This is a genomic window from Duganella sp. OV510, assembly GCF_900100205.1.
Taxonomy (GTDB): Bacteria; Pseudomonadota; Gammaproteobacteria; order Burkholderiales; family Burkholderiaceae_D; genus Rugamonas.
Window position 1 is genome coordinate 389,101 of record NZ_FNEQ01000003.1, and the last position, 15,056, is coordinate 404,156.

A 15,056-nucleotide genomic window follows, 5' to 3' on the forward strand; every position below is an offset into this window, starting at 1 on the left:
AACACCATGCGCTCGATACTACTGTGGATGCTCGGCGTACCGCTGCCCATCATCATCCTGATCGCCCTGATCCGTTAAAGCTTGCCGGCATCGATCACAGCCTGCGCAAAGGCCTCCGGTGCCTCTTGCGGCAGGTTGTGGCCGGCGCCCCCGGCAACCGTCACATGCTGGTACTTGCCGGTGAAGCGTTTCGCATAGCTGGCCGGCTCCGGATGCGGCGCGCCGTTCGCATCGCCTTCCATGGTGATGGTCGGCACGCTGATATTCGGCAGCCTGGCCAGCTTGTCTTCCAGCGCCGCATACTTCGCCTCGCTCTGTTCCAGCCCGAGGCGCCAGCGATAGTTGGATACAGTCACCGCCGCGTGATCCGGATTATCCAGCGACAGCGCGCTGCGCTCGTAGGTGGCGTCATCGAACTGCCACTGCGGCGACGCCAGCTTCCAGATCAATTTGGCAAAATCACGATAGTTCTTTTCGTAGCCGACGCGGCCACGCTCGGTGGCGAAGTAGAACTGATACCACCATTGCAGTTCCGCCGCCGGCGGCAACGGTTGCTTGCCCGCCTCCTGACTGCCGATCAGGTAGCCGCTGACCGACACCAGCGCATTCACCCGCTCAGGCCACAGCGCCGCCACGATGTCGGCCGTGCGCGCGCCCCAGTCATAACCAGCCAGCGTGGCCTGGTCGATCTTCAGCGCATCCATCAGCGCCACCACATCCGCGCCCAGCGCGGCAGGCTCGCCGTTGCGCCGCGCCTGCGGATCGAGGAAACGGGTCGTGCCATAGCCGCGCAGGTGCGGCACGATGACGCGGTAGCCCTGCGCCGTCAGCTTCGGCACCACGTCGACAAAGCTGTTGATATCGTAAGGCCAGCCGTGCAGCAGTATCACTACCGGACCGGTGGCCGGGCCGGCATCGACATAGCCGACATTCAGGTCGCCGGCGTTGATCTGCTTGATGACCGGGAAAGTGGCCGGGGTTGCAGCCTGTGCCGGTCCGAACAGGGCAGCCAGTGCGAAAGCAGTGGCGGCGGCGAATTGGCGTTGGGTGGTATTCATTATGCGTCCTCCAGATGAACGGTAGAAAGGCTGGCGCCGTCATTGACGCCGGCCTCGAAAGCGTAGGGATCGACGCCGTCCAGGCAGCCGATATTCACGCGCCACATCAGCGGGTCCTTGCGCGTTTGGTGGAAGGGATAGATGCCGCAATGCTTGCAGAAGTAATGCCGTGCCACGCGGGTGTTGAACTGGTACAGGGTGAGCGCATCCTCGCCCTTGAGAATGGTCAGGCCGGCCGCTGGAAACAGCGGTGACATCAGTGCGCCCTTGCGGCGGCACAGGCTGCAATTGCAGCGCGCGGCCGGCGTCAGCACGCTGCGCACTTCAAACTCAACCGCGCCGCAGTGGCAGGAACCGTGATGCAGATTGTTGCTCATGATGCGCCCTCCCTTGTGTGTGTCAGATCAGCTTGATCTGCACGTCGATATTGCCGCGCGAAAGTTTGGAGTACGGGCAGGTGGCATGCGCCGCGTCGACGATCGCTTGGGCAGTGTCGCGCTCCAGGCCCGGCAGGCTAACGTTCAGGCGCGCCGCCAGGAAGTAAGCACTGTCGTTGTTCAGCAGGTCGACTTCGGCGTCGACCGCTGTGTGGGCAGGCAGTTTCACTTGCAACTGGCCGGCGGCCAGGCCCATGGCGCCGATGAAGCAGGCCGACCAGCCGGCGGCAAACAACTGCTCCGGATTGGTGCCCGGCGCGCTGCTGCCTGGCGACGACAGCTGCACGTCGAGGCGGCCATCGCTGCTGCGGGCGGCGCCTTCACGGCCGCCGGTGGTGTGGGTTTTGCCGGTGTAGAGGACTTTGGTCATGCTGAGCTCCTTGTGGTTGATTTATATCGTATTCGATTGAAGCGGATACGTTGCATATTACCAGCGCTTTTGAGCAAGTCAAGCACTTTCGATTAAATCGTATCCGATATATAATTTCCGTAAAGGAGAACCATCATGAGCAAATCGAACACGCCGCAGCTGGCGGATTTCCTGTGCTTCGCGGTCTACTCGGCCAACCTGGCGTTCGGCAAGGCGTACAAGCCGATTCTGGACAAGCTGGGGCTGACGTACACGCAGTACATCGCCATCATCGCGTTATGGGAAGAAGACAATCAGACCGTCAGCGGTCTGGGAGAAAAACTGTTCCTTGAATCGAACACCCTGACGCCGATCCTGAAAAAGCTGGAAGCGATGGGCTACGTCCACCGCGCCCGCGACGCTGCCGATGAGCGCGTGGTGCGCGTCGGCCTGACGCCGGAAGGCCGCGCACTGCGCGAAAGCGCACTGAACATGAACCTGCGCGACGCCACCGGCCTGACAGCGGAAGAATTTCCGGTGCTGCAAAAAGCCGTGGTCAAGCTGCGCAACAACCTGGTAAAGGCGGCGCCGGGAAAAACCTAGCTTGCGCCTGGCCTGAGCGGCGGCGACGCACCACGAAACCGATCAGGCGGTCCTGGCCGCCGCTGAAGGTGCCCAGCGTGCTGGACAGTGCAGTCAAACTATTCCTGGCGGCGCTAAAATCCACTAACACTTGTGCTCTTTTATACAATTACTTCAGGAAGAGAAAGGCGGTACGGACTGGAGCGGGTGAAGGGAATCGAACCCTCGTATGAAGCTTGGGAAGCTGCCGTTCTACCATTGAACTACACCCGCATGCCAGGCATTTTATGCGGGCATCCCCAGCCTTGGCAAGCTTGGCGCGCTATAGCCCGCTCAATGGTCGTCTGGATCGGACCACAGCGCCATGTACTGCGCTGAGCGATTCATCAGGTTCTGATCCATGTCGGCCATGCGCTCCGCTGGCGGCTGCGCGCTGTGCGCATTGAAGCCGCTGTAGCCGAGCGCCATGCGGCCTTCCGGCACCGTGTAGCCGGTGAACTCCAGGATGGTCGGCAGCATGTCGAAGTGCAGCATCTGTGTGCGGTTCTGTCGCGGTGCGTCCTTCGAGATGAAGCGGTTGAAGATGGTGCGCTCGTCGAGCTGCGACAGCTTCGCGGTCAGCGGGTTCTTGCGCGACAGGTGGTCGCCCAGGATGACGACGTTGGTGTCCTCCAGGTAGCCATTGTCCTGTGCGTAGCGCACGAAGTCCGCCACCTCCTGCGCGGTGCATGACACGACGCCGTCAAAACCATGGAAGCCGCGCCGCGCACAATACGAGGAAAGGTGCCCTTTCGGTTCGTGCGTGTCCACCGTCAGCAGCGTCAGGTTGAATTTCTCGCCCGAGGCGGACAACTCGCGCAGCTTGGTCCTGGCGCGCGCGAACAGGTCGGCGTCGTACAAACCCCAGCCGTTCATGTCACTGCCTGGCACGCCGCTCTTCAGCCACTCCTCGCGGCCATACACTTCATGATAATGATGCTGGCCGAGGAATTTGTCCTTGCCGGCGAACGCGGTCGCCGCGCCGCCCATGAAGACATTCCGATAGCCGCGTGCCGCCAGCAGGTCGGTCAGGCACACGGCGTTCTTGAGGAAGGAGTTCATCATCTGGCCCTGGGTATTGCCGTCGAAGATGGTGACCCGCTCCAGCGGCACGCCGCACTGTGTCGCCACCATCGCCGCTATGGTCCAGCCGGTGCCGGCCACCTGTTCGTAGCTGCGGAAGCTGGTGCCTGGCAAATCGTTGAGCGGCGCCAGCAGGTCGCGCCCGAACACTGCGCGATCGCTATAGCCCTGCTCCAGGCTTTCCACATAAATCAGCACCAGGTTCTTCGGCTTTTGCGCAGCGATCTTCACCGCTTCCGGATGCACGTAGTTGGCGCCGAAATAATCCGGTCCGAAATCTGCTGTTACATATTTAAACGCCGATACGTCGGACATCCAGAAAATCGTCGCCCCCATCACCATCAGTTGCGGGAACCAGCGGTGCAGATGGTAGAGCAACGCGCGCCTGCGCTGCGGCGCCTTCTCGATCATGCACAGCCAGCGCTGCTCGGCGTAGTACATCAGCGCCAGGAAGATCAGCGGCGCCAGCACGCACCAGCGCAGGAAGCGCCTGACGATGACCGGATCGGCGGTATCCATCAGTTCTACGCCAAAGTCGAGGTGATAGGCGATCTGCGCCAGGTCTGGCTGGCCGAAGGAGCGGTGTAGCCAATAGCTCAGGCAGAGCAGGAAAATGGCCAGCAGGTACAAGCTGTGGCGCAGCAAACGCGGTAGGGTCATGTTAAGGAGCGGTGAAGATGGTGGAGTCATTCCGCATATTCCCAACCGTAGTTGTCTGTAACATTGCCACCGACAGCCGTTTTGTATCGTAGTGTTGTGCGGCGCTTACATGGATTTACGCCAGCGCGCATCTGATGCAGAATGACCGGGCTTCCCATTTAAAAACCATAAGGATGTCCCATGAAAGCAGTTGTAGCTTTGAGCGTCGCGCTGGCTTTTGCCGCGCCGCTGGCCTCGGCCCAAGCGCCCGCCGATCCCATCTCGCAACTGGTCAAACAGCTGGAGCTGGAACGATACAAGGCCACCATCAAAGGCCTGACCAAGTTCGGTGACCGTCGCCAGGGCACACAACGCAACCGCGACGCGCTGGACTGGATCGAAGCGCAACTCAAGTCCTATGGCTGCACCAATACGGAGCGCCTGCAATATCAATTCACCCAGCCGGCGCCAGGCGCGCCATCGGCCAAACGCGCGCCCGGCATTCCGAGCGGCGGCGCCGGCGGCCCGCCAGGACAAGGCGGCAGTACGCTGTTCGGCAACCGCATCCCGACCGGCGTCAACGCCGATCCGCTGCGCCAGCCAAACGAACGCCTGCGCGCGCTGAATGCCGAGCAGACGCCGGTGGGCACCTCGCAGCGCGAGAACGTCTACTGCACCAAAGTGGGCAGCAAGCATCCGGAAGAAATGTATATCGTCAGCGCGCACATGGACGGCATCGGCTTCGGCGAAGCGGCCAACGACGATGGTTCCGGCACCGCGCTGGTGATGGAGCTGGCACGCATCTTCAGCCAGCCGGGCGTGGAGACCGACCGTTCGATCCGCTTCGTCCTGTGGAATAACGAGGAGACCGGCCTGAATGGCGCCGCCGCCTACGTCGAGCAGCGCAAGGACCTGCAAGGCATCGAATCGCCCAAGGGCTCGGGCAAGTATCCGGAGCCGAAGTGGCTGGGCATGATCCAGCACGACATGATGATGTACGACCATGGCATGCCTGTCCCCAAGCTGGACGCCAACGGCAAGCCCGTGCTGGATGAGAAAGGCCAGGCGATCTATGTATCACCGCCGGAGCAGCGCCTGGAGGCGGACGTCAACATCGAGTACCAGTCGGTGTCGAAGCAGGCCGACGGTTCTGCGAAACTGGCGTGGGCCTTCCGCGCCGCCAACGACAAGTACGCGACCAACTATCCGGCCGCCGTCGGCTTCCACATGACGAATACCGATTCGACGCCTTTCATGGAGCTGGTGCCATCGATCTCGCTGCGCGAGAACGAACGCGGCCAGCAGATCGGCTCCGGCTGGAATCCCAACTGGCACCAGCCGACCGATAACTACGACACCTACTCCGACAAGGACTTCCTGCTTGGCCTGAACGCCGCGCAAACCACGCTGGCCGGCGTGGCGCAACTGGCGGGTGTGCGCGTCAAAGCCAAATGACGCAACAGGCGGACAAGCTGGCGCAAGCCATCGATCTGCACACGCGCGGCGAGCTGGATGCAGCCGCCGCGCTGTACCTGCAAATCGTCCGCGCCGAGCCGCACAACTTCGACGCCCTGCACATGCTGGGCGTGTACTCGCTGCAAACTGGCGACCTGCCCTCGGCGCACAGGCTGATGACGCAAGCGCTGCGCATCAACGCCAACGACGTGCTGGCGCAGGTGCACCACGCCGCCGTGCTGCAAAAATTGGGGCGGCTGGATGAAGCGCTGGTCGCCATCCGCCAGGCGCTGCGGCTGGCGCCGGATCACGCGCTGGCCCTCAACAATGGCGCCGCCCTGCTGTCGTCGGACCTCAAGCGGCCGGCGGAAGCGCTGCCCTTGCTGGAACACGCGCTGCGCCTCAACGACAACGACGCCACCGCCTGGAACGGCATGGGCTACGCGCTGGTGGAGCTGCGCCGTTACGACGACGCGCTGCTATGCCTTGAACGTGCGCTGCAACTGCAGCCCGACCTGGCGCTGGCTCTTTACAACCAGGGCAACGCGCTGCAATTCCTGAACCGGCTGGATGAAGCGATGCTTAGCTACGACGCCGCGCTGGCGCTGGCGCCGGACATGGCCGATGCCCACTTCGCGCAAAGCGCCTGCCGCCTGCTGATGGGCGACCTGGCACAAGGATTCCAGCAATACGAATGGCGCCGGCGTCGCCCGGCCTATCAGGCGCAGGCGCGACAATCGACGCAAGCGCCATGGCAGGGCGAAGCACTGCAAGGAAAAACCCTGCTGGTCTACGCCGAGCAAGGCCTGGGCGATACGGTACAGATGGTGCGCTATGTGCCGCTGCTGGTGGCGCAGGGCGCGCAGGTGATCCTGCAAGTGCAAGAGGCGCTGCTGCCACTGCTGCAAGGCACAGACGGCGCCACAGTGATCGGCGCGCAGCAAGCGGCGCCACCGCACGACCTGCATATTCCCTTGATGAGTTTACCGGCAGCGCTGGGCACGCACCTGGATAACCTGCCCGCCAGCGCACACTACGTACAGGCCGATGCCACGCGCGGCGCGCAATGGCAGGCCAGGCTGGGCCCAAACAGTGCGCGGCGTATCGGCTTGGCGTGGGCGGGCAATCCCAAGCATGACAACGACAGCCAGCGCTCGATACCGCTGCGGCAAATCAGCCAGCTGCTGCAACCCGGCCTGGAATTCATCTCGCTGCAACGCGACCTGAGCGCCGCCGACCGGTTGCAACTGGCCCGCCTGCCAGCCTTGCACAGCCATGCGGCTGCACAGACGGATTTCGCTGAAACCGCCGCGCTGCTGGCGCAGCTGGACCTGGTGATTTGCGTCGACACCTCGGTTGCCCATCTGGCGGGCGCGATGGGCAAGCAAGTCTGGCTGCTGTTGCCCTACGCGCCGGACTGGCGCTGGATGCTGGAGTGCCAGGACAGCCCGTGGTATCCCACCATGCGCTTATTCCGCCAGCAGCGTCCCGGCGATTGGGACGAGGTACTGCAACGCGTGCAGGCCGCGCTGGCGGAATAAGGCCTTACTGCTTGCTGTAGTTGGCCGAACGCGGGCCGTACAGGATGCCGTTGTTGTAGCCTGCGGAGAGCAGACGTGCGCTGGTCACGCCGGCGACCGGGTGCGACTGGTCGGTGGTGCTGTTGATGACCTGCTTGACCGCCGCCGCCACCAGCGCGCCGATCAGGCCACCGCCGCCGTTGTTGCCGCCTTCGTTATTGGAGGCGCTGGCGGTGCCGGTCCACAGCACGGCACCAGTTTTCAGGTCCACCAGCTTGGCTTCGGCAGCGACTACCACCACGCTGTCCAGCACCGTGTAGGTCGAGCCGTAGCGGGTGATGGTGATATACATGCCGGCATCCGCGCCAAAAATTTCCTTGAGCTTGGCGGGCGGCAGCATGTGGATATCGGCCGAGGTGGTCATGCCGTTCTGCTTGAAGGTTTCATTCACCAGCGCCACCGGCAACACATAATAGCCCGCTTCCGCCAATGGATAAGTCACCTGCGCATAAACGCTGTTGCCGGCGTTAACTTCCGGCGAGTTGTTCAGCGGTGGCAGCACCAGGATGGAACGTGGTTGCGCCGCCTTGAAGGCGGTGTAGTCGTACGGCGTGGCCTTCTGCGTCGCGCAGCCGACGGCCAGCAGCATCGGCGCCAGGCACGCGGCCAGTTTGAATATGCGCTTGATCATAATTTTTCACCCTTGCTTACTTTGGACAGCAGGAAGTCCATATACGCGGCCGATTCCGGGAACAGTTTTTTCTCGTCCTCGAACTGCGCCACCATCTGGTCCGACTTGCCGGTCAGCGAATACAGCATGCCGAGATGAGCATGGAAGCCCGGAGGCACCGACGCGCCACGGGCGCTGATCGTTTGCAGCGACTTTTCCATTTCAGCGATCTGCTGGTCCGTGCTTTCGCCCTTGAAGTGCTGGTACACCTGCGGTTGATAGCCTTCCCAGCCGTACAGCGTTTTCGCCGGCGAGGCGCAACCGCTCAGAAAGGCGGAGCCAGCCAGCGCCAGCACCAATCCGGCGCGCTTGATAAGCGTAATGTGCATGGGGCCTCCGCTTATTTACGCAGGTTGAAGGCGCCAGCCTCAACGCCCGCAACCAGCTTGTCGACCGCTTCGCGCATGGCCAGGTCCAGCACCTTGCCGTTCAGCGTGGCGTCGTAGCTGGCGGTGCCGCCAAAGCCCAGCACTTCGCGGTTGGACAGGCTGTACTCACCAGCGCCGGCGGTGGAGTACACCACTTCCGAAGTGGAGATGTTGACCACGTTCAGCGTCACTTTGGCATACGCCACCTGGGTCTTGCCGCGTCCCATGATGCCGAACAGCTGATGGTCGCCCACTTCCTTGCGGCCGAATTCGGTGACGTCGCCGGTGACGATGTAGTCGGCGCCCTTGATGCTTTGCGCCTGCTGCTTGAAGCCGGCTTCCTGCTTCATCTCGGCCAGATTGTCGCGGTCCAGCACATTGAAGCGGTTGGTTTGTTGCAGGTGAGAGATCAGGATGGTCTTGGCCTGGCCGCCGAGACGGTCAACGCCGTCGGAGAACACGCCGCGCATGAAGCTAGAGCGGTTGTCGAACTTACCGACGGCGATAGGCGCGCGCGGCCCGGCGTATGGCTTGGCGGCGCTGGCCACCGTGGCCACAGCTACCGCTTGCGAGCTTTCCGTGGCACAGCCAGCCAAAACAGACAGCGCCAACGACGCTGCCAACAGTTGCGTAATTTTGATTGTTTTCATATTTTCCCTAGTGGTTGGGAATTCCTGTTTTGCAACATAAATTCCAATGGGAAATTTTATAGATTTCCTTCGCTTATAATCTATCCAATACTCACCAGCGGTTGCAACGCTTGCAACACAATGTCGTGCAGACGCTGCGCCGGCGCATTCAGTTCAGCGGCGGCGCGATGCAAACGCAGGCCGACATCCGGCAGCGGCGGCAAGCGTGGGGCGTCCAGCACGCGCAGCGATGGCGGCAGCCCGGCGGCAGTGCGCACCGTGATGCCCAGTCCCGCGCTCACCGCCGCCCACACGCTCGACAATCCCGGACTGGTGAAGGCAATGCGCCATGCGATGCCGCTCCGGTCCAGGGCCGCTGTGGCGGCACTGCGCATGATGCAGGGCGCGTCCATCATCACCAGCGGCAGCGCGTCCTGGCCGGCGCCGGGCAGCGCCAGCCGTGCGGCATCGGCAGGACCGATCCAGCGCATGGCAAGACGGCCGACATCGACACAGTGCGGCGAGCCGGCGCCACCATCCCAGGCCAGCGCCAGGTCGAGGCGGCCGCTGTTCAGCTGCTCCATCAATTCCACATTGCGCGCCACGCGCGCCTCGATGCGCACCTGCGGATGCACGCGGCTGAAGCGTCCCAGCACCTCGGTCAGCATCTGCTCGCCGAAGTCCTGCTGGATGCCAAGCCGCACGCTGCCCGCCAGTTCGGCGCCCCGCACAGCGGTGGCGGCTTCGTCGTTCAGTTCCAGCAGGCGGCGCGCGTAGCCCAGCAGCGATTCGCCGGCCGGCGTGGTAACCATGCCGCGCCCCTCCTTCCTCAGCACCGGCATGCCCAACTGTTCCTCCAGCTTTTTCAGCTGCGCGCTGACGGCCGAGGTGGAACGTCCCAGCTTGTCCGCCGCCTTGGCGAAGCTGCCCATGTCCACTCCGGTAACGAAAGTGCGTAACACGTCGAGATCAAAGGTAATCCGCCGCATAACCATCCTGTTTTCCTGAACCGACTATCAAAATATTCCCGATTTTCAGGATCAAGATAGGCGCGTATCGTGGTGCTGTCAACCACAAGGAGCCTGCCATGCCGATGAGCCGCATTTCGCTATTGAAGGGAAGATCGCCCGCCTACCTGCGCGCGCTGGGCGACAGTCTGCAACGCGCCATGGAAGAAGCGTTCAACGTGCCGCCGCGCGACCGCTTCCAGCTGATCCATCAACATGAGCAACATGAAATGATGATCGATCCGGGCTACGAGGGCGGGCCGCGCTCGGATAACTTTGTGCTGATCGCCATCACCATCGGCAAGCCGCGCAGCACAGAGGTCAAGCAGGCGTTCTACCAGCGGCTGGTGGCTTTGTTGGCCGAGTCGCCCGGCATTCCGTCCGAGGATGTGATGGTGGTGGTTACCGCCGCGCAGGGCGAGGACTGGTCGTTCGGCGGCGGCCGGCCGGCGGCCTCGCTGCTGGGAATACGGTCATGATCGCCATGCAGTACAGCTTCGTGCTGCCGGCCGATTACGACATGGCCATCATCCGCGAACGCATCGCCAGCAAAGGTCCGCTGCTGGATGACTTGCCGGGCCTGATATTCAAGGCCTATCTGCACGCGGAAGAGCCGGAGCACGCCTACGCGCCGTTCTACCTGTGGCGCGACGAGCAGGCGATGCACGATTTCCTCAACGGCCCGGCGTTTGCCGGCGTGGCGCGTGCCTTCGGCTGGCCGTCCGTGCAAACCTGGACGCCATGGCACACCAGCATCGGCGCCGACGTGCGGCAGGCGCATCATGCAACACGCAGCACGAGCAGCATTGCGCCTTACAGTGCGCTAACTGAATTACGGGAACAGGAAGAGGAATATGCGCGGCACGCGCTGCAACACGGCGCACTGGCGGTGGTGGTGGGATTTGAACCGGTGACGTGGACCGTCACCCGTTTATGCCTGTGGCGCGACAGGCCGTCCAACGCCGCAGCCGAACAGCACTACGGCGTTGGCCACGTATCAGCGCCGGCTTAGCGCGATTCGTAAGGGTTGGACTGATTGAGCATCTCGCGCTGGTAATCCTGGCCGGTGATACCCGACACCATCTTCTCCGATTTCTTCGACGGGATACGGCTGCCAGTCAGGGTGGAATCATTGCTCAGGTTAGCCATCTTGGGAGCAGCTGCGGCATCCGAAGCAACAGCTGGCTGCTCCGCCGTAGCGCATGCGGTCAGGCTTGCGCAAATCGCCATCGTGGCGGCAACGTAAATCTTGTTCATCACTTCCCCCGAGTTATGGTTACATAAAAACCAATCATACCACCGAAATTGACGATATCAACCAGGAAGTATTTCAATGCGCTCGCGTGCCTGCGCCAACTGGGCGGGGTCCATGCGGCTGGCGGCGTTCTTCAGGTAGCGGGCGGCGGTGCTGAAGCCGGCCCGTTCCGCCATCGCCAGCCATAGCCACGCCTGACCAGCGTCCGCGTGCACGCCCTGCCCGGCCAAATACATCAGCCCCAGGTTGAACTGCGCGCGCGTATGGCCTTGCGTCGCGGCCTGCAGATACCAGTGATGCGCCTGCGCGTAATCGCGCGCCACACCCAGGCCATTGTCATGCCGCAGCGCCAGCGCAAACTGCGCCTGCGTGTGATTCTGCTCGGCCGCCTTGCGATACCAGTGATAGGCCTGCATGCAATCCGGTTGCGGTCCTTCGTCGTTATCATGCAACAGGCCAAGGCTGTATTGGGCCGCCACATAATCCTGCTCGGCGGCGCGGCGATACCAGGCCATCGCCTTGCGATAGTCGCGCTGCACGCCGCGTCCCGTTTCATAGCGTAGCCCGAGGTCGAACTGGGCGCGCAAATGGCCCTGGTCGGCCGCCTTGCGATACCAGAAGATCGCCTCCTGATGATCCTGCGGTACGCCATGGCCGGCGTCATACAGCAGGCCAAGGTGATATTGTGCGCCGGGGAAGCCCTGCTCCGCCGCCTTGCGATACCAGTGCTGCGCCTGCACGTAATCCTGCTCGACGCCCTGGCCGTGATCGTAACGCAGGCCCAGGTTATTCTGCGCCGCCGCGTGACCCTGCTCGGCCGCCTTGCGATACCAGTCCAGCGCCTTCTGCTCATCGCGCGGCACGCCCTGGCCGTTATCGTAGATCAGGCCCAGGTTGAACTGCGAGCTGGCATGGTCCTGCTCCGCCGCGCGCCGATACCACAGGATGGCCTTCTGCGCATCCTGCGCGATACCGTCGCCTTTATCAAAGCGCAGCGCCAGATTGAACTGCGCCGGCGCATAGCCCTGATCAGCTGCCTTGCGATACCAGGACATCGCCTGACCCACGTCCTGCGGCACGCCCTGGCCATTGTCGTAGCGCAGGCCGAGGTTGAACTGCGCGCGCGCGTAACCCTGCTCGGCCGCCTTGCGATACCAGAAGATCGCCTGCTTGAAATCCTGCGGCACGCCCTTGCCGGTGTCGTACATCATGCCGAGGTTATTTTGCGCGCCGGCGTCGCCCTGCTCGGCCGCCTTGCTGAACCAGTGCATCGCCTGCTGCGTATCATTCGGCACGCCCTGGCCCTTGGCGTACAGCCAGCCCAGGTTGTACTGCGCGGCCGCATAGCCCTGCTCCGCCGCCTTGCGATACCACGCCGCCGCTTCCTCGAAACTCTGCGCGACACCCTGGCCCTTCTGGTACATCACGCCCAGGTTGTACTGCGCGTGTTCCAGCCCGGACTGCGCGGCCTGGCGATACCACACCACCGCCATCTCGTAGCTCTGCGCCACACCGTGGCCGTTGAAATACATGAAGCCCAGGCTATGCTGGGCGTTGGCGACGCCGCGCTCGGCCAGTCCCTTCACGCGCAGGAATTCTGCGGTGTACGTGCTGCCGTTACTGGCTTCGTCTTCGTTGGGACTGTACTTCGACATCAGGCCTGGATCGCTATCATGGCTGGTTCATACTCCACCACCGGCACCGGCGGCGACGACAAGCGGTTCTGCTCCTGCAGCACGTCGATAAAGCTGTGCAGCGAAATCGGCCGGTGATACAGATAGCCCTGCATGGTGGTGCAGCCGTTGGCTTCGAGGTAGCGCGACTGCACGTCGGTCTCCACGCCTTCCGCCACCAGGTGCAGGCCGAGGCCGCGTGCGATCGAGATGATCGCCAGGATCACCGGATAGTGGCCGTTCTCGTCATGGATCTCCTTGACGAAGGACTGGTCGATCTTGATGGTGTGGATAGGGAAGCGGTGCAGATAGGCCAGCGACGAATAGCCGGTACCGAAATCGTCGATCGCCACCGACACGCCCAGCTGGCACAGTTTGTTCAGCTGTTCGATCGCATATTGCGGATTGCGGATGCAGATATTCTCGGTGATCTCCACCTCGATCTGCGCCGGCGAAATGCCGTAGCGCGTCAGCGCGCCGCGCATCTTCTCGAAGAAATCACCGCGGTCCAGATACTGCGGCGACAGATTCAGCGACAGGCGCAGCGCTTCGCCACCCGCAGCATTCCACTGCAACAGGTCGCGGCACAGCGCCCCCAGCATCCAGTCGGAGATCGGCAGCATCAGGCCATTCTCTTCGGCAAACGGCAGGAACTCGCCAGCCGCCAGCAGACCGCGCTGCGGATGGTTCCAGCGCATCAAGCCTTCGGCCCCGATGATGCGGCCGGTGGCCACATCGACCTGCGGCTGGTAATACATTTCCAGCTCGTTGTGCTCCAGCGCCTTGCGCAGCGCCTGTTCCAGCGCGATCTTCTGGTGCGACACATCCAGCATCGAGTTGTGATAGAAGCTGTGTCCATTCTTGCCCAGCGCCTTCACCTGGTACATGGCGATATCCGCATGGCGCAGCAGCTCGTCGATGGTTTCGCCATCGGTCGGATACACAGCGATGCCGATCGAGGCCGAGATATGCACCTCATGCCCATCCAGGTCGAACGGACGTTGCAGGCTTTCGAGGAATTTGTCGGCGATCGCCTTGGCGTCCTGGCGGTCGCGCAGTTCCGGCAGCACGATGGTGAATTCGTCGCCGCCCTGGCGCGCCAGCGTGTCGCCACGGCGCAAACAATCCTTCAGGCGCGTGGCGACCTGCTGCAGCAGTTCGTCGCCCTTGACGTGGCCCAGCGTGTCGTTGACCAGCTTGAAGCGGTCCAGGTCGACGAACATCACCGCCAGCTCGGTCAGCTTGCGCTTGGCCTGGATTACAGCCAGGCCCAGGCGGTCCTTGAACAGCATGCGGTTCGGCAGGTCGGTCAGAATGTCGTGGTAGGCCTGGTAGGAAATCACTTCCTCGGCGCGCTTGCGGTCGGTGATGTCGCGCGCCACGCCATAGGTGCCGAAGAACTCGCGCGTCTTCACTTCATGATCGGGAAGATGCATGCCGATCGCGTTCAGCGAAATCGTCATCAGCGTATTGTTGAAGGTGCGCTCGATGCCGCCGCCGGCGCCAGTGCCGGTATTGCACTTCAGGCGCAGCTCGACGTTGCGCGAGGCCCGCTCATCGACGCGGCGCTCGTTGAAGGCATAGCGCGCGCGCTCCTGGTCCTCGTCATGCACCAGCACCGAGTAGTGCTTGCCGATCAGCTCCTCGCGGCTAAAGCCCAGCAGTTGCTGCACGCGGTCGTTCACAAACGTGAATTTGCCTTCGTGGTTCAGCGTGTAGATGATGTCCGGCGACGAGTCCACCAGGTAGCGGTACATCTTCTCCGAGTTTTCCAGCTTGGAGGCGATGCGCTCGTTGTCGATGGCGAGGCGGCGCTTTTGCAGCGCGTTCTCCACCGTCTTCAGCAGCTCCTCGCGGCTGTACGGCTTGCGCAGGTAATCATAGGCGCCGCGCTTCAGCGCGCCGATGGCGGCTTCGATGCCGACATCGCCGCTCATCACGATCACGTCGCCGTCGATTTCGCGCGCGTTGATGTAGTCCATGATCTCATGCCCGCTCATGTCGGGCAGGCGGAGATCAAGCAGGATCAGATCGAATTTCAGTTTGGTCAACTGGGCCAGCGCCTCACTGCCACAGGTCGCGGTCACCAGGTGGTAATCACGGTCTCGCAGCAGCTCATACAACGACGACAGCAGACGCGGTTCATCGTCGACAAGCAGAAGGCGGGGGCGGTTATCAGAAGACAGAGATTCGACGGGGGCTAGGTCGAAAGAGTTCAGGTTCATCATGGCC

The 15,056-nt window shown here is 62.6% G+C and carries 16 protein-coding genes and 1 tRNA gene; 5 read left to right on the plus strand and 12 right to left on the minus strand.

Translation table 11 applies throughout. From position 1 onward, the window contains the following. Nucleotides 1-74: 74 nt before the first annotated feature. From BLS51_RS11615 to BLS51_RS11625, 3 genes are read right to left on the minus strand one after another with little or no spacing between them, the layout of a single operon-like run. A complete protein-coding gene (locus BLS51_RS11615; RefSeq protein WP_090182542.1) occupies nt 75-1,058 on the minus strand; it encodes an alpha/beta fold hydrolase in 984 nt (327 codons plus the stop codon). Next, a complete protein-coding gene (locus tag BLS51_RS11620; RefSeq protein WP_090182540.1) occupies nt 1,058-1,435 on the minus strand; it encodes a GFA family protein in 378 nt (125 codons plus the stop codon). Before BLS51_RS11620 ends, BLS51_RS11615 begins: the two co-directional genes overlap by 1 nt. Before the next feature lie 22 nt (nt 1,436-1,457). After that, on the minus strand, nt 1,458-1,865 hold the full coding sequence (locus BLS51_RS11625) for an organic hydroperoxide resistance protein (protein ID WP_090182538.1): 408 nt from the start codon (nt 1,863-1,865) through the stop codon (nt 1,458-1,460). A 135-nt stretch (nt 1,866-2,000) separates the two neighbouring features. Between BLS51_RS11625 and BLS51_RS11630 the strand changes: the two genes are divergently transcribed. Beyond that, nucleotides 2,001-2,447, plus strand: a complete 447-nt coding sequence (locus BLS51_RS11630; RefSeq protein ID WP_090182535.1) for a MarR family winged helix-turn-helix transcriptional regulator — start codon at nt 2,001-2,003, stop codon at nt 2,445-2,447. Between the two features lie 178 nt (nt 2,448-2,625). Here BLS51_RS11630 and BLS51_RS11635 read toward each other — a convergent pair. After that, nucleotides 2,626-2,699 (minus strand) — tRNA-Gly (locus BLS51_RS11635). Nucleotides 2,700-2,759: 60 nt separating this feature from the next. Then, nucleotides 2,760-4,208 (minus strand): sulfatase-like hydrolase/transferase, encoded by a 1,449-nt coding sequence (locus tag BLS51_RS11640; RefSeq protein WP_175472556.1) that lies wholly within the window; start codon nt 4,206-4,208, stop codon nt 2,760-2,762. A 180-nt stretch (nt 4,209-4,388) separates the two neighbouring features. On the opposite strand from BLS51_RS11640, the gene BLS51_RS11645 reads away from it, so the two are divergent. Together BLS51_RS11645 and BLS51_RS11650 are read left to right on the plus strand one after the other, a co-directional pair. Further along, nucleotides 4,389-5,642, plus strand: a complete 1,254-nt coding sequence (locus BLS51_RS11645) for a M20/M25/M40 family metallo-hydrolase (protein WP_090182531.1) — start codon at nt 4,389-4,391, stop codon at nt 5,640-5,642. Next, nucleotides 5,639-7,183, plus strand: coding sequence for a tetratricopeptide repeat protein (locus BLS51_RS11650; protein WP_090182529.1), 1,545 nt, complete (start codon nt 5,639-5,641; stop codon nt 7,181-7,183). The genes BLS51_RS11645 and BLS51_RS11650 overlap by 4 nt, the downstream gene beginning before the upstream one ends. Nucleotides 7,184-7,187: 4 nt before the next feature. On the opposite strand, the gene BLS51_RS11655 is transcribed toward BLS51_RS11650, so the two are convergent. From BLS51_RS11655 to BLS51_RS11670, 4 genes are all read right to left on the minus strand, one after another. After that, on the minus strand, nt 7,188-7,853 hold the full coding sequence (locus BLS51_RS11655) for a DUF799 domain-containing protein (RefSeq protein ID WP_090182528.1): 666 nt from the start codon (nt 7,851-7,853) through the stop codon (nt 7,188-7,190). Further along, a complete protein-coding gene (locus tag BLS51_RS11660) occupies nt 7,850-8,221 on the minus strand; it encodes a DUF4810 domain-containing protein (RefSeq protein WP_090182524.1) in 372 nt (123 codons plus the stop codon). The genes BLS51_RS11655 and BLS51_RS11660 overlap by 4 nt, the downstream gene beginning before the upstream one ends. Nucleotides 8,222-8,232: 11 nt before the next feature. Further along, nucleotides 8,233-8,910 (minus strand): CsgG/HfaB family protein, encoded by a 678-nt coding sequence (locus tag BLS51_RS11665; RefSeq protein WP_090182522.1) that lies wholly within the window; start codon nt 8,908-8,910, stop codon nt 8,233-8,235. Nucleotides 8,911-8,990: 80 nt separating this feature from the next. After that, nucleotides 8,991-9,878 carry a LysR substrate-binding domain-containing protein gene (locus BLS51_RS11670; protein WP_090183466.1) on the minus strand — a complete coding sequence of 296 codons (888 nt, stop codon included), beginning with the start codon at nt 9,876-9,878 and terminating at the stop codon, nt 8,991-8,993. Between the two features lie 98 nt (nt 9,879-9,976). Between BLS51_RS11670 and BLS51_RS11675 the strand changes: the two genes are divergently transcribed. Next, complete coding sequence (locus BLS51_RS11675; RefSeq protein WP_090182519.1) at nt 9,977-10,375, plus strand: tautomerase family protein; 399 nt, start codon at nt 9,977-9,979, stop codon at nt 10,373-10,375. Continuing rightward, complete coding sequence (locus BLS51_RS11680) at nt 10,372-10,908, plus strand: DUF4865 family protein (RefSeq protein ID WP_090182517.1); 537 nt, start codon at nt 10,372-10,374, stop codon at nt 10,906-10,908. Before BLS51_RS11675 ends, BLS51_RS11680 begins: the two co-directional genes overlap by 4 nt. Here BLS51_RS11680 and BLS51_RS11685 read toward each other — a convergent pair. Genes BLS51_RS11685 through BLS51_RS11695 form a run of 3 tightly spaced genes read right to left on the minus strand, consistent with a single transcriptional unit; the run spans nt 10,905 to nt 15,049 of the window. Beyond that, the gene (locus BLS51_RS11685) at nt 10,905-11,153 is read right to left on the minus strand and encodes a hypothetical protein (protein ID WP_090182514.1); all 249 of its coding nucleotides are present in this window, start codon (nt 11,151-11,153) and stop codon (nt 10,905-10,907) included. The genes BLS51_RS11680 and BLS51_RS11685 overlap by 4 nt on opposite strands. A 57-nt stretch (nt 11,154-11,210) precedes the next feature. Beyond that, nucleotides 11,211-12,806, minus strand: a complete 1,596-nt coding sequence (locus BLS51_RS11690; RefSeq protein ID WP_090182511.1) for an SEL1-like repeat protein — start codon at nt 12,804-12,806, stop codon at nt 11,211-11,213. Then, nucleotides 12,806-15,049, minus strand: a complete 2,244-nt coding sequence (locus BLS51_RS11695; protein ID WP_090183464.1) for an EAL domain-containing protein — start codon at nt 15,047-15,049, stop codon at nt 12,806-12,808. Before BLS51_RS11695 ends, BLS51_RS11690 begins: the two co-directional genes overlap by 1 nt. Between the last annotated feature and the right edge of the window lie 7 nt (nt 15,050-15,056).